This is a genomic window from Bacillus sp. FSL K6-0268 (genome assembly GCF_038005425.1).
Taxonomy (GTDB): domain Bacteria; phylum Bacillota; class Bacilli; order Bacillales; family Bacillaceae_G; genus Bacillus_A; species Bacillus_A thuringiensis_S.
In genome coordinates this window covers 877,015-890,645 of record NZ_JBBOTF010000001.1, presented here as the reverse complement: position 1 = coordinate 890,645, position 13,631 = coordinate 877,015, and the positions used below count along the sequence as shown (strand labels likewise).

The window sequence follows — 13,631 nt, the reverse complement described above, 5'->3', positions numbered from 1 at the left end:
AGAAGGGAAAAAATGCTTGTAAATATCCACGAACATTGCACGTTCCTTGGTCGATAGGGGTAACAAGTGATGACCGTGTTCTACAAAATATGGACGGATTTGAAACTCAAGAAGTAATCGTACTAGAAAAGTTAGATGGTGAAAATACATCCCTTTATAAAGATGCTATTCATGCAAGGTCGTTATCAAGTGGTCATCACCCATCGAGAACATGGGTAAAAACGTTACAAGGAAGTATGGGGTATAGAATTCCAGAAGGATGGCGTATATGTGGTGAAAATGTATATGCTTGTCATAGCATTCACTACACAGCACTGACTTCCTATTTTTATGTCTTTTCAATATGGAATGAGAAAAATGAATGTTTATCGTGGGATGCAACAGTTGCATGGTGTAAAAAGTTAGGCCTTGCACACGTTCCAGTGTTATATCGTGGCCCCTATAATGAAAAGGTAATTCGTTCGTGCTACAACGGTACTTCACTCTTTGGAGGGATTCAGGAAGGGTATGTACTTAGATTAACGGATGCGTTTCACTATAATGATTTTTCAAAATCCGTAGGGAAATTTGTTCAAAAAGACCATGTGCAATCCAATCAGCACTGGATGACACAAGCGGTTATCCCCAATAAATTAGCAAAATAAAAACACGCAATTCCAAATGGAACTGCGTGTTTTTTCGTTTTCTAACATCATTTGACGTTCATGTATGGTTACTCTTATCAGAGAATATACTCCCTAACACGGAAAACTATTAATTTATTAGTTTTTATTCGTAACTTTTAAAGTATCTAATACGACTTTAGTCGCGTCAGCAATAAGCTTATCATTATATTCTGCATCTTCTTTATCATGATTAGAAAGGATGGCAAGAACAATTGGCTTTTTGTTTGATGGCCAAATAATCGCAATATCATTCCTTGTTCCATAAGATCCTGCGCCTGTTTTATCAGCTACTTCCCATCCTTTTGGTACGCCCGCACGAATCAACTTATCACCAGTCGTATTTCTCTTCATCCAATCTACTAATAATTCACGTTTCTCTGTTGGAAGTGCAGATCCTAATGTAAATGATTGAAGTGTCTTAGCGATCGCTTCTGGTGTACTGGTATCGCGCGTTTCTCCAGGATGTACTTCATTTAATTCAGGTTCAAATCGTTCAGATTTAGTAACCGTATCTCCTGTTTCTCTCAAGATTTTTTCAAATGCGGATGGACCACCTAATTTTTTAAGAATTAAATTATGTGCCGTACTGTCACTATATCGAACAGAAGCATCTGCAAGTTCTTTTAACGTCATTCCTGTATCCACATGCTTTTCTGTAATTGGATTATAATTAGAAAGGTCTTCACGCGTATACGTAATCCTTTCATCAAGAGCTTCTATTGAGTTCTGACGTAAAAGAGCTCCCGCTGCTAATGATTTAGATGTAGAGGCAAATGCAAAACGATCATTTGGATGATAAGCAACAGTTTGATTTGTACCTGTATCCAGAGCATAAATACCAAGCTTAGCATTATATTCTTTTTCAAGCTTAGCAAAAGAATCATGACCTGTATTTTCTTGTTTAATTTGCTTTATTTGTTTTGTTTGCTTAGGTGATTCAGATGGAGTATTACTATTAGAACACCCTATTAGTGTTACACATGAAAGTAATACGACAGGTACAATCTTTTTGTAGGTAAAGAACTTGTTTAAAACGTACATGAATTTTCAACCTCTTTCAACAATATATGGATTTTGTTTTGGTATTTTAAATACCGATGTTAATTAAAGTGGGTGTTGGATACCAATACTTCTGAAGTTGAATTTTAACAGGATAAGCAGAACCAAAGCGTTTATATGAATGAACGGTTACTGTTTAGGGTGTTTCTTTTTTGCTTACACTTGTAATAGTTTACCTGTGAAAGTATTAAACTCGTAACATTTAAATGAAGTATTTCAATACACACTTTTTTTACATCACTTTACTTTTGGGAATAATAAGTCCTTTCATATTTTTAGGAATACACATAATAGACACTCTAAGTAATAAATTTGTTCCATTTTAACTTGGTGAACGGTAAAGAAAATACAATGAATTGTAAATGAAACCTGTACGGGAGTATAGTACAGTGCATATGAAAAACCCCTCAATGCTATCTCTGAAAAAATCATAATTCTCGGCTTTATAAACTGTATTTTCAAAAACATTGCGAGCTTGTAAGAAAAATGAAAGGTAATTCAATATGAGATAAACAACCTTACTACTACAATGAAAAACAGAATTATTCTTAAAAATCATGAGATACGATATCAAGTTATTTGCGTGTTTAATATATTTGACCAAATATTCCAGTTTCAATAGGAAAAGTCGAATCAGACCATTAACGAATGGTATATTATTCGTATTTTGGAAAAGTCAAAATGTAGACAAGCATCTTCTATCAAATCTCATTCTTAGTGTGTACATTTGGAGGGGATTTCTCATATGAAATTAGTAAAAGTAACAGATGTTAGTTAGGAGAAAGATGATAATGTTAACAAATTCTATGGGAAGGTGAAGAAAGAAGGTAGCGTAGGTCTATTCCTACGTGTATATCATTTAGATAAAAAAGGTGTAACAGCTTGGGAGGAAGTGCAGGAAGACGAGCTTCCTAAGAAAGTAAAAAAAAAACTAGGTGTGAAATAATCATTTATTTGTGATGGTGGATTCTCCTACGTCGAGGGTTTGCCGTTTTTTATTATATGTTATGTTGTAATTTTTTATATGAAGTATATTGAAAAGATAGGGTAGATCTTCTGGAATGATATTTCCATAATTAATAATTTGTACGTTAACCTTTCCATTATTACTAATTCCTTTTGTATCAACAAATTTCCCCACATATCCCTTTGTACCAATATCTTTTAAAGTACGTATAAAAAATGCCCTTTATCTTATCTTTATCTTATCTTTACCTTATCTTTAAATTTTTATATTAAACTTGAAACCTTAAAGTATTGATGTTTGAGTCTAAAAAGGGCGGGAGATAGATGTTCATTACATAGTTTGTAAATAACCAATTACCTTTGAAAAATTGAATTTTTTATACGAGGAGGAATATATGAAGGATACAAGTAAAAAACAAATTATAAAAGTGTTCCTTATTAGTATTTTAGGCTTAGGAATAATACTTGGAATGCTTTATTTTAATCATAAAACCAATATTCAACAAAATAAAGCACTAGCCACCGAAAAACGTGTATTGCAATATGAGTCTACCTTAAAAAAAGAATTAGAAAAATATAATTTAGGAGAGAAAACTGCAGTTTTATTAGGAATTATGTACCAAGAGAGTAGAGGTGAGGGAAACGACCCTATGCAGTCATCCGGCGCGACACGTTTCTCTATAAGCGTTTAGACGTGAAGTGAGAGTGTTGCTGGAATTTATCTTTAGCAACAATAACTAATATATCGAGAGTTGGAATGAAATTCGTCATGTTGAATTGAAACAACTCCATTAATACTCCTACATGCATGATTTGTTAGTAGACAGATTGTGTATGAAGCTAGGTGAAGTCGGCTGAACGAGCCTAAGTGATTTTTAATCATATGGTGTAGGATAGGTCGGATGGCTGAAAAGATAACTATGGTGAGAATGGCTCTTATGGGTCTGACGAATTTGCGAATGTACGGGTCTAAAATTGCACTATATCGAAAGGTATAGCACACAAGAGTGTGGTAGAGCACCGAAAAGTAAGGGTCGGATGGCTGAAATTCGGGATAAGCAACGATGAGCTTATAAACTCTACAGGCTTATAGCAAACACCTACGGTTATCATGAATAGCTAGATATATTGGAACGTGGGAAGCAAAAAACTGCTACATGCAAACAGCTACTACTGGGCAGGTGGATATAAGGTGATGAGCCGAAATTCCTTTATTTTTGTGAAGGTAGGGGCACAGTACCGTTGAAGCGTCTAATGAACGTGGAGGGATGGTCCCAAGTCTAGTTTGGTTTATGTTTAATTTTAAGAAAATGAAGCTCAATGGTCAGGTAGGAATGTGGGCAAAAACCGAGGAGGTTTCCACAGTTGAGCACAACAATGAGATATTGGGAATATTACAATATGCAAGAAACATTTGATAGGTTATATGAAGAAAGTCAAGGAAATAAATCATTCCATGGTCTATATGAACTGATTACTTCGGAGAACAATATTCTTTTAGCATACCGAATAATAAAATCTAATAAGGGATCCAAAACAGCTGGCACGGATTTGTTCACGATAGATAATTATAAACCAATGTATAAAAAGGAATTTTTATCATTGGTTTGTAAACAACTAGAGATATACAAACCAAAAGCAGTAAAGAGAGTTTTTATTCCTAAGCCCAATGGAGATAAAAGACCTTTAGGTATTCCAACTATGTTTGATCGGTTAATTCAACAAATGATTAGGCAAATTTTGGAGCCGATTTGCGAGGCGAAATTTTACGAACATAGTTATGGATTTCGTCCGATGAGAGGAACAAAACATGCCATTTCTAGAGTAATGTTTTTGATAAGCAGAAATACTTTTCATTACGCGGTAGATATAGATATAAAAGGATTCTTTGACAATGTTAATCACACATTACTTCTAAAACAATTGTGGAATATGGGTATTAAAGATAAGCGAGTGTTAAAACTTATCTATTTAATTCTAAAAGCACCAATTAAGGGATTTGGAATTCCAAAAAAGGGAACACCACAAGGTGGAATACTCTCGCCATTACTATCCAATATAGTTTTAAATGATTTAGACCAATGGATAGCAAGTCAATGGCACTATTTTGAAACATCATATCCATATACAAATAATGCAAATCAAAAGCGAGCGATGAAAGGTACTAAATTGAAACAAGGATTTATTGTTCGTTATGCAGATGATTTTAAAATTATGGCAAAGGATTTCCGAACGGCACAAAAATGGTTTTTCGCGATAAAAATGTATCTCAAGGAACGATTGAAGCTAGATATTTCACCAGAAAAATCCAGAATAATCAACCTTAGGAAAAACAAATCTGAGTTCTTAGGATATTCATTATATGTAGTACCTAAAAGAAACAAATGGGTGTGTAACTCTAGGATATCAAATAAGAAAAAGAAGCAAATCAAACTTGAGATTAAAAAGCGAATAAAGGCTATTCAATTGTCAACAACTCGGAAAAATGTGCAATTATATAATGCCTATGTACTTGGACTGCGTAACTATTTTAGGTATGCTACACATGTAAATATTGAAATGAAACAGCTTGCATTTAACCTATCATTAGTAATATTCAATCGATTAAAAGGTGTCGGGAAATATGAAGTTCCAATCAATGCACCTCCGGTGTATACAAAATTCTTTAAAAATAAGTATCGAACATTTAAAGTATGTGGTATTTACCTATTTCCACTAGCGGATATACAAACAGCAACTATATGGAATTACACGCAAACTCAAACGCCTTATACTCAACAAGGCCGAAGGATTGCCAAACATATTGAGTTAAATAAATTGGTGTTAAGCGAAATTAAGAAACTATTAACTGCAAATATCCCGAATGAAAGTATAGAATACTTGGATAATCGAATGGCAAGGTATTCTATGTTGAATGGAAAATGTGAGATACTCAAAGAATTTTTATCAGCAAGTGAGCTGCATTGCCATCATTATATTCCGAAGGAATTAGGTGGAACAGATGAATACGCAAATCTTAGAATCATTCATAAAGAACTTCATAGATTAATTCACATGACAAATAAACAAACGATTGAATTTTACTTTCAAAGACATTCGTTGACTGTGGAACAAGTTAAACGAATAAACCAATATCGAAGAGCTTGTAATTTAGAAAAAATTAAACAATAAGCAAATTAGATGGAGCGCCGTATGAGATGAAAGTCTCACGTACGGTGTGGAGTGGGGGAAAAGGTAGAGATAACTTCAAATCCTTACCTATCACTAACAATCACTTGGATTAAAACCAAATGAAATTCAAGAGACAAGCTTGAGCATTAAACAAGGGGTAAAACACTTTGCTAAAATGTACAAATATGGAACGGACAAGGATGTTAGCATGGATACAATTATTCAAAGCTATAATATGGGGCCAGGGTATATTGATTTTATTGCTAGTCAAGAAGTTAAACAACACTCGGAGGATTCAGCCAAAACGTTTTCTAAGATGAAGGTTGATCAAAATCCAGCGATGTATACTTGTGGTGGAAATAAAAATAATTTTAGGTATCCATATTGTTATGGTGATTTCACATATGCCACAAAGGTAAATGAAAAAACAAAACTTATTGAAGAACTTCTTCGAAATGTACATATCTCTTCTAAATAAGTTGCAGAATGAAATATAATGATACCATCAGTTATTAACAATAATATCTAAGAAAAAAACTACTTTCTTTCTTAATTCACAAAATTTTCAAAAATAAATTCCGTGGATGTCAATATTTGTTATATAGTATATTTGTCAAAGCATTACCCCTAAAGTTTCTAAAGTCAAGCTGTAAGATAGTTTGTTTGTTTGGCCCGTATTTTCACCTTAAAATAAAAAAACTTGTAGAGATTCCTGCAAGTTCTTTTTGTTTTAAGGGTTAAAAGTGGATTTTAAATATAGTTGCAATTTTTTGAGGGGGAAAAGTAAATGTTTATAAAAACAGAAAGATTATTAATACGAAAATTTGAGTTCAAAGATTGGCAAGCTGTTCATGAGTATACATCAGATATCAATGTTATGAAATACATACCTGAAGGGGTTTTTACTGAAGAAAATACAAGGAACTTTGTGAATGAAAACATTGGTGAAAACGCTAAGAACTTTCCTGTAGTATTAATTAATAAAGATATTCTGATTGGTCATATAGTTTTTCATAAATATTTTGGTGAGCATACATATGAGATTGGTTGGGTGTTCAATCCAAAATACTTCAATAAAGGATATGCTTCTGAAGCAGCACAAGCTACATTGAAATATGGCTTTAAGGAAATGAAATTACATAGGATTATAGCTACATGTCAGCCACAAAATATTCCATCATATCGAGTGATGGAGAAGATTGGAATGAGAAGAGAAGGCTATTTTAGGAAGTGTATACCACATGGGAATGAATGGTGGGATGAATATTATTACGCTATTTTAGAAGAAGAGTAGTTTTTTAGAACGCACTATTTAAAACGGCAGATTAAAAACAAGTAGGTTATATTTCTTCTGCATATGTTATGAAAATAGTTTAATTTAAGAACCCACAATGAAGATAATTACTGATAAAGATATGGTAGTGATGAGATCAGTTGTAGGTTTTGGTGAAAAAAAGTTATCAAACTTGGACATACTAATACTATTCCTCTACAAAGGCTTATAAACGGTATGAAAACAAAACAGTTGTTCAAGTGTAAGAATTTTGAGCCTAACTTTATTTTGTAAATAGTGAGATGATACATGTGGTACAACTTGAATCTTCGTAAAGAAGTATTTCTACATGTATATTACACTGAAAAAAAGTGCAATAGCTTGGGAAGATGTGAAGATAGACGAGTTTCCAACAAAAGTAAATGAAAAAATAAATATGAAATGATTAGTTACTTGGTGCGGATTATGTTGGTCAAGATAACAAAATGTATTCAGTTATTCCTGTTGGATGGGGTGAAAAAAATAATCTTTGGGCTGAAGAGAAAAACGTAGGCGTGCAATCTAATGAGAATAATCCAAATAATTACAAGCCTCAAATAAACGAAGGCAAGAATATTGAAACGAATGATAAGCCCGCATCTAGTACAGCAGGTATAAAGGCAGATAATAAGCCCGAAGAAGCTACTACCAATTGTAAACCTAATAATAAAGAAGTTGAACAATATCATAATAAGGAACAGCAACATAAGGAAGTAGAAGGATTTAAGCCGAGCGATGCAGACATGGAGCGTATTAAACGACAAGAAGACCGGTGGAATACACCATCAGGTGGTGTTGGTGCTACATGGCAAGAAGAAATGAAAAAACAGAAATAAAATAACATACCTATTATACGGATTAAGTGAATTTAAAGTGGAAAATTTATAGTCTTTATTATATTTCATTATATTCATTCTATAAAATTCAAAAAGATTTCCCAGCACCCTGTCTATTAAAAAACATTAATATTGTTTTTGATATTGTCTTATAAGAAGGAATTCATTTAAGATATTAATTGAAAATATTGATTGGGAGGATGTTAGAAATGGAATTAAATAATGTGGATGGAATTAGTATAGAAAAAAGTACAAGTATTAACATGGAAGAAATGGAGTTATTGTTACTAGCTGATCCCTCAACAGAAGTAGTTAATGGATATCTTAAAAAGGGAGATTGTTTTGTTTTAAAAAAAGGTGCTGTTACTGTAGGTATTATGATTTTAATTCCTACCCGAACAGAAACGATTGAGATTATAAATATAGCAGTTTCCGAAAAAGAGCAAGGAAAAGGATATGGGAAATATTTACTTGGGTTTGCTATAGACTATGCTAAAAAAGAAGAATATAAAACTATAGAAATAGGCACAGGAAATTCTAGTTTAATGCAACTAGGCCTTTATCAAAAATGTGGTTTTAGAATAACCAGTGTGGATAAGGACTTTTTCTTACGAAATTATAATGAAGAAATATATGAAAATGGTATTCAATGTATGGATATGATTAGGTTAACGCAAAATTTATAAAAATTATTTGTACATAAAAATCGCAACCCCCATTAAATGTAGAGGGTTGCAATTTTTTTGATGTAAAGCGTCATTATGATTTTTGGGTAGCATTAAGGAGTTTATGTATTTGAGAATTATTACAAAATCAACAAGTGTTAATAAATTCATCTGTTATGTCAACAATTTGAATATATTTCAAATTGTTTTTTATAATTCAGATAGATTTTTTTCCATTAATTTTAATGAAAAGTAAAAAATATGAAACTCATCCATTTTAGTTATGGTTAAATGTTCATTTAAATCACTAAAAAATGGGATTTATTGGATAATCATAAGCATAATTTTTTCTTTATTCAAGGATGAAAATCGTACTAAATGTAGATATAACAACTATTATATTGTTTTAATGATATAAAAATATTTGGTTTTTTAAAAAAAGAATTTTCTGAGTTATAAATATTATTATATATTGAGAAAGTAAAAAAATAGAAAAATATCAATTGAATCCCAAAAAATAACGTGTGAATATTATAGATATAAATTACATCTTGATATTTCGCATGAATTTCTACAAATTTAGATGTTTATTAAATTAGGAGGATTGATAGTGCCAAAAATGTAGTTTGTTGCTAATTCAGTATTTTATATGCATCCATGGGATTTTAGAACGCACAGTTATTATTTGCTAGTAAGCATTTTAATATCAAATCTTTTGGGGAAGTGATAAGTAATGGTCACAGTATTAAATAATGAAACTAAAAGTTTATTAGTTGAAAAAATTGCAAATAAAAATGCGTGTATTGGATATGTAGGCCTAGGTTATGTTGGACTACCATCGGCTCTTAAATGTTTAGAAGTAGGTTATGCGGTAAGAGGTTTTGATAAAAACTCAGTAAAAATAAGAAAACTAGAACGTGGAATAAGCTATATCAGTGATATTCAAGATACTGAAATCCAAGATGCTTTACATACAAATAGATTTTTTGTTAGTACAGAAATGGATTATATAAACGAATGTGATGTTGTAGTTATATGTGTTCCTACACCATTAGAAAGAACTAGTAAACAACCAGATTTAACATATATTCATTCAGCAGTTGATGAAATAGTTAAATACATTAAAAAAGGTACATTAATTATCTTAGAAAGTACTACTTATCCAGGTACTACAAGAGAAGAAGTTTTATACAAATTAGAACAGAAAACTAATTTTAAAATTGGTGTAGATATATTTGTAGCATACTCTCCAGAGCGAATCGATCCTGCAAATCAATCGTTTTCAATTCAAGATATTATAAAAATCGTAGGTGGAGTTACATCTAATTGTACCGATTGTGCAGCAGCTTTCTATAGTAACTTAATTAAGGATATTCATAAGGTAAGCAGTCCAGAAGTAGCAGAGACAGCTAAGTTATTAGAAAATACGTATCGTTTTATAAATATCGCTTTTATTAATGAAATGACACAAATTTGTAATGAGTTAAACATAAATATTTGGGAAGTAATTGATGCCTCAGGAACTAAGCCATTTGGATTTCAAAAATTCTATCCTGGCCCTGGCGTAGGAGGACACTGTATTCCGATTGATCCTATTTATTTTAAGTGGATTGCAAATAATAAGGATTTAGCAACAAAAATGATTGATGTGGCAAGAGAAATTAATGAAAACATGCCTAAGTACGTTCTTAATAGAGCACTACAGTTACTAGATGATAAAGATGGTAAGGATATTCTTATGGTTGGTGTTGCATATAAAAAGAATGTTAATGATGCTAGGGAATCGCCAGCTTTGGATATTATGAATGATTTAATGATAGAAGACTATAACGTGGATTATTACGATCCGTTTATAGAGGAACTCATTGTGGGCGATAACACATTGAAAAAATCTATAGATTTAAACCTAAGTCAATTAGACAAATACACTTTAATTATTGTTCATACGGATCATGATTGCATTAATTTTAAATTGCTTAACGAGGTAAATTGTTTAATTTTAGACACAAGAAACATATTTAAAGATGAATCAGTATATAAAAAAAATATTATAAGTTTGTAGGTGATTACATGGTAGAGTTTATTCCTTTTTATCGACCGGAAATCAATGATGAAGATATAGATAGGGTAGTTTCTGCCCTTAAATCTGGATGGCTTTCAAAGGGGCCAAAAGTGATAGAGTTTGAAGAGAATTTAAAAGAATATCTGAATACTGAACATGTAGTAAGTTGTAATTCAGGGACTGCCGCATTACATTTAGCATTACTGTCTCTGGGAGTTGGATTAGAAGACGAAGTAATAGTTCCAAGTTTTACTTTTTGTTCAAGTGTAAACGTTATTATGCATGTAGGTGCAAAACCTGTATTTGTAGATATAGATGAAGAGAATTTATGTCTTGATCTTCAAGATGTTAAAAGAAAAATCACTAAAAAAACGAAAGCAATTATTGCAGTTCACTTTGCTGGATATCCGGCTAAATTAAAAGAACTTCAAAAACTATGTAAAGAATACGGACTGTTTTTGATAGAGGATGCAGCGCATGCATTAGGAACAAAATATGATAATACTTTAATTGGTACACATGGAGATGTTATTTGTTTCAGTTTTTATGCCACAAAAAATATAACAACAGGTGAAGGTGGAGCGTTAGTCACTAAAAATGAATCGATTGCTGAAAAAGCTAGATTATATGGTTGGCATGGTATCACCAAAAATGCATGGAATCGTTATGGTGAAGAAGGAAGCTGGCGTTATGATGTTCTATTACCTGGGTTTAAATATAACATGATGGATCTACAAGCTAGTTTGGGTATTAGTCAGTTAAAAAGAGCTGATGAAATGATTGAAAAACGCAAGAGAATAGCTGAAAGGTACCAAGAGGAATTAAAAGAGGTTCAAGAGTATATAACGTTACCTAATTATACTAACAATCTAAGTGTAAAACACGCATGGCATTTATTTGTTATAAAAATTAATTCTAATTCTCCTGTTAGTAGAGATCAGGTAATTCAAGAAATGAAAAAGAGAAACATTGGGCTAAGTGTTCACTTTATTCCTGTTCACATGCATCCGTATTATGAAGAGAGATTTAACGTATATTTACCTAAAACGGAAGAGATATTTAATCAAATTATTTCATTACCACTGTATAGTGCTCTTACAGACAATGAGGTTGAACATATTATAACGTCTTTAAAAAGTCTATATCAATTAAAAATAGGGAGGTAAATATTTATGAAAATTGGGGTTATTGGTGGCAGCGGATTTATTGGTAAGCATGTTACAAAGGAGTTACTAGCAAGGGGGTATGAAGTAGTTATATTTGATAAATTTAAACCAAGTATTGATGTTCCGTAACTACTCAGCTTAGTTAAACAAAAAAGCATGCCAAATACATGTTTCCTGTTCGAAAACATGAAAAAGAACACACTCCGATAAGAGAAAGAATCTATATGAAATAGAAACATTCTCTTACGAAAGAGTGGTATTCCAAGGAACCGTTCCGGTTTTTAACACCTGACTTATCGCTTGTAATACTGATTGATTTTGTTTTTTCATGGTGCTCATAAAACTACGTATGTGGCAAAATGATTCTGCACCTTCCTTACTTCGAAACGTCCCAGACACTTTTTGTTTGACTTTCGTCATCCGAATATCTCGCTCCGCTTGATTGTTATCAAATGGAATATCTGGACTTTCTAAGAACGCTAGAATTCTGTCCGCATACTTAGCAAAGCGATTCCATAAATTTTGAGAAGGCGTCTGTTTTCTTTTCTTTTTTTGTTCTGCAGAAGGCACCTGTTTGCCTTTCAATATGGCCTGGTATGCGGCAAACAGATTCTTTTTCTCTATTTCTGGAATATTTCCCTTGTATTGCTTTTTTATTGTCAAAGCTTGTGTAAGGAATTCTTTCATTTGTTGTGCCCATGTTTCTCCGGTACTATCTATAATCCCTTGCAAATCTCGCAAGAGATGGGCATTACATAAAACATGACGACAATCTGTATACACATCATACGGTTTCCACCCATCATGCATAGCAATTCCAGAAAAAGAAGGCAAGATTTCACCTGCATCCATCGCTTCTTTTCCGCGTTTTTCATGAATATGTTGAAATGTCACCTCCGGTGTACTCGCAGTATGTAACCATTGTGTTTTATTTTCTACTCGCATACCGGTTTCATCAAAATGGACAACAGAAGACTGCAGAATCTGTTCTTTTACTTCTTCGAGAAACGGCCGCAATTGAGCAGAAAAAGCATGGGTATGATTGACTAACGTCCCTTCGCTTATCGAATGTCCAAAACAATCTTGAAAGAATTCTTTTGTTCGTTTCAAAGAAAGGCATTGATAATGTGTTAAATAAGGAATCAGTGTTTTTATATTTGGACCATATTGAACAGGACGAGAGACAGTAGAGGGAAACTGGGATTCTTGGATAGAATGGCAATGTGGGCACTCTTTTTGTTCCACTTTATGTTCTGTGACTTCTATCAGGATAGGTGGTAAATCATACACTTGGCGAATGCGGTATCCTTTTACAGGTTCATGTTTTAAGGACGTGTGACAACAAATACAATGCGTAGGAGAATAGGTAATCATATTGTCAGGAGTCGTTGTCAAATGAAGTGTATGTCCTTTGTGGCCCAACTGGCCACCGGTTTGACGCTGGGATGATTTTCGCAAACTTTTTGTAATAGGCTTACGAAAACCATCTGTAGAGGGTGGTTTATGACTATTTGTAGAGTTTTTTTTTGAACGATTTTCTAATTCTTCTATACGCTCTTTTAAATTCTGTATTTGACTTTCTAATTGATGAACAAAATCGTAAATAGCTTGAGGTCCCTTTTGATAGACAGCTAGAATTTCTTGTTTTTTCAACATAAATACCACCTCCTTGTCTGATATATCTAGTATTCACACAAAAAGTACATATCAGACTAGTAAATGAAAAAAG

At 32.6% G+C, this 13,631-nt stretch carries 8 protein-coding genes and 5 pseudogenes; 11 read left to right on the top strand and 2 right to left on the bottom strand.

Annotated features, from left to right (window positions below; all coding sequences use genetic code 11):
• Positions 1–89 precede the first annotated feature (89 nt).
• Complete coding sequence (locus MHI28_RS04495) at positions 90–644, top strand: RNA ligase family protein (protein WP_256941560.1); 555 nt, start codon at positions 90–92, stop codon at positions 642–644.
• 117 nt (positions 645–761) lie between these two features.
• Here the strand turns inward: MHI28_RS04495 and blaIII are convergent, their stop codons facing one another.
• Positions 762–1,706 carry a class A beta-lactamase BlaIII gene (gene blaIII, locus MHI28_RS04490; protein WP_340827645.1) on the bottom strand — a complete coding sequence of 315 codons (945 nt, stop codon included), beginning with the start codon at positions 1,704–1,706 and terminating at the stop codon, positions 762–764.
• 859 nt (positions 1,707–2,565) lie between these two features.
• On the opposite strand from blaIII, the pseudogene MHI28_RS04485 reads away from it, so the two are divergent.
• The 10 genes and pseudogenes from MHI28_RS04485 to MHI28_RS04440 all read left to right on the top strand — a co-directional run.
• Positions 2,566–2,670 (top strand): annotated as a pseudogene (locus tag MHI28_RS04485) (YxeA family protein); the annotation flags it as partial.
• 415 nt (positions 2,671–3,085) lie between these two features.
• Positions 3,086–3,352, top strand: a pseudogene (locus MHI28_RS04480) (lysozyme family protein); the annotation flags it as partial.
• A gap of 703 nt (positions 3,353–4,055) precedes the next feature.
• Positions 4,056–5,861: a group II intron reverse transcriptase/maturase gene (gene ltrA, locus MHI28_RS04475; RefSeq protein WP_340827644.1), complete on the top strand. Its 1,806-nt coding sequence runs from the start codon at positions 4,056–4,058 to the stop codon at positions 5,859–5,861.
• Between the two features lie 97 nt (positions 5,862–5,958).
• A pseudogene (locus tag MHI28_RS04470) lies at positions 5,959–6,339 on the top strand (lysozyme family protein); the annotation flags it as partial.
• Between the two features lie 309 nt (positions 6,340–6,648).
• Positions 6,649–7,155, top strand: a complete 507-nt coding sequence (locus MHI28_RS04465) for a GNAT family N-acetyltransferase (protein WP_000470152.1) — start codon at positions 6,649–6,651, stop codon at positions 7,153–7,155.
• Positions 7,156–7,583: 428 nt separating this feature from the next.
• Positions 7,584–8,009: pseudogene (locus MHI28_RS04460) on the top strand (hypothetical protein); the annotation flags it as partial.
• A 209-nt stretch (positions 8,010–8,218) separates the two neighbouring features.
• On the top strand, positions 8,219–8,695 hold the full coding sequence (locus MHI28_RS04455; protein ID WP_000422453.1) for a GNAT family N-acetyltransferase: 477 nt from the start codon (positions 8,219–8,221) through the stop codon (positions 8,693–8,695).
• A gap of 712 nt (positions 8,696–9,407) precedes the next feature.
• Positions 9,408–10,736: a nucleotide sugar dehydrogenase gene (locus MHI28_RS04450; RefSeq protein ID WP_000259078.1), complete on the top strand. Its 1,329-nt coding sequence runs from the start codon at positions 9,408–9,410 to the stop codon at positions 10,734–10,736.
• An 8-nt stretch (positions 10,737–10,744) separates the two neighbouring features.
• On the top strand, positions 10,745–11,902 hold the full coding sequence (locus tag MHI28_RS04445; protein ID WP_017763167.1) for a DegT/DnrJ/EryC1/StrS family aminotransferase: 1,158 nt from the start codon (positions 10,745–10,747) through the stop codon (positions 11,900–11,902).
• 6 nt (positions 11,903–11,908) lie between these two features.
• Positions 11,909–12,028: pseudogene (locus MHI28_RS04440) on the top strand (NAD-dependent epimerase/dehydratase family protein); the annotation flags it as partial.
• Between the two features lie 117 nt (positions 12,029–12,145).
• Here MHI28_RS04440 and tnpC read toward each other — a convergent pair.
• Positions 12,146–13,558, bottom strand: a complete 1,413-nt coding sequence (gene tnpC / locus MHI28_RS04435) for an IS66 family transposase (RefSeq protein WP_197233369.1) — start codon at positions 13,556–13,558, stop codon at positions 12,146–12,148.
• Between the last annotated feature and the right edge of the window lie 73 nt (positions 13,559–13,631).

Bases quoted from the DNA above. Each gene is read 5' to 3' on its own strand.
- MHI28_RS04495 (WP_256941560.1), top strand. From the start codon at position 90: ATGGACGGATTTGAAACTCAAGAAGTAATCGTACTAGAAAAGTTAGAT.
- blaIII (WP_340827645.1), bottom strand. From the start codon at position 1,706: ATGTACGTTTTAAACAAGTTCTTTACCTACAAAAAGATTGTACCTGTC.
- MHI28_RS04465 (WP_000470152.1), top strand. From the start codon at position 6,649: ATGTTTATAAAAACAGAAAGATTATTAATACGAAAATTTGAGTTCAAA.
- MHI28_RS04455 (WP_000422453.1), top strand. From the start codon at position 8,219: ATGGAATTAAATAATGTGGATGGAATTAGTATAGAAAAAAGTACAAGT.
- MHI28_RS04450 (WP_000259078.1), top strand. From the start codon at position 9,408: ATGGTCACAGTATTAAATAATGAAACTAAAAGTTTATTAGTTGAAAAA.
- MHI28_RS04445 (WP_017763167.1), top strand. From the start codon at position 10,745: ATGGTAGAGTTTATTCCTTTTTATCGACCGGAAATCAATGATGAAGAT.
- tnpC (WP_197233369.1), bottom strand. From the start codon at position 13,558: ATGTTGAAAAAACAAGAAATTCTAGCTGTCTATCAAAAGGGACCTCAA.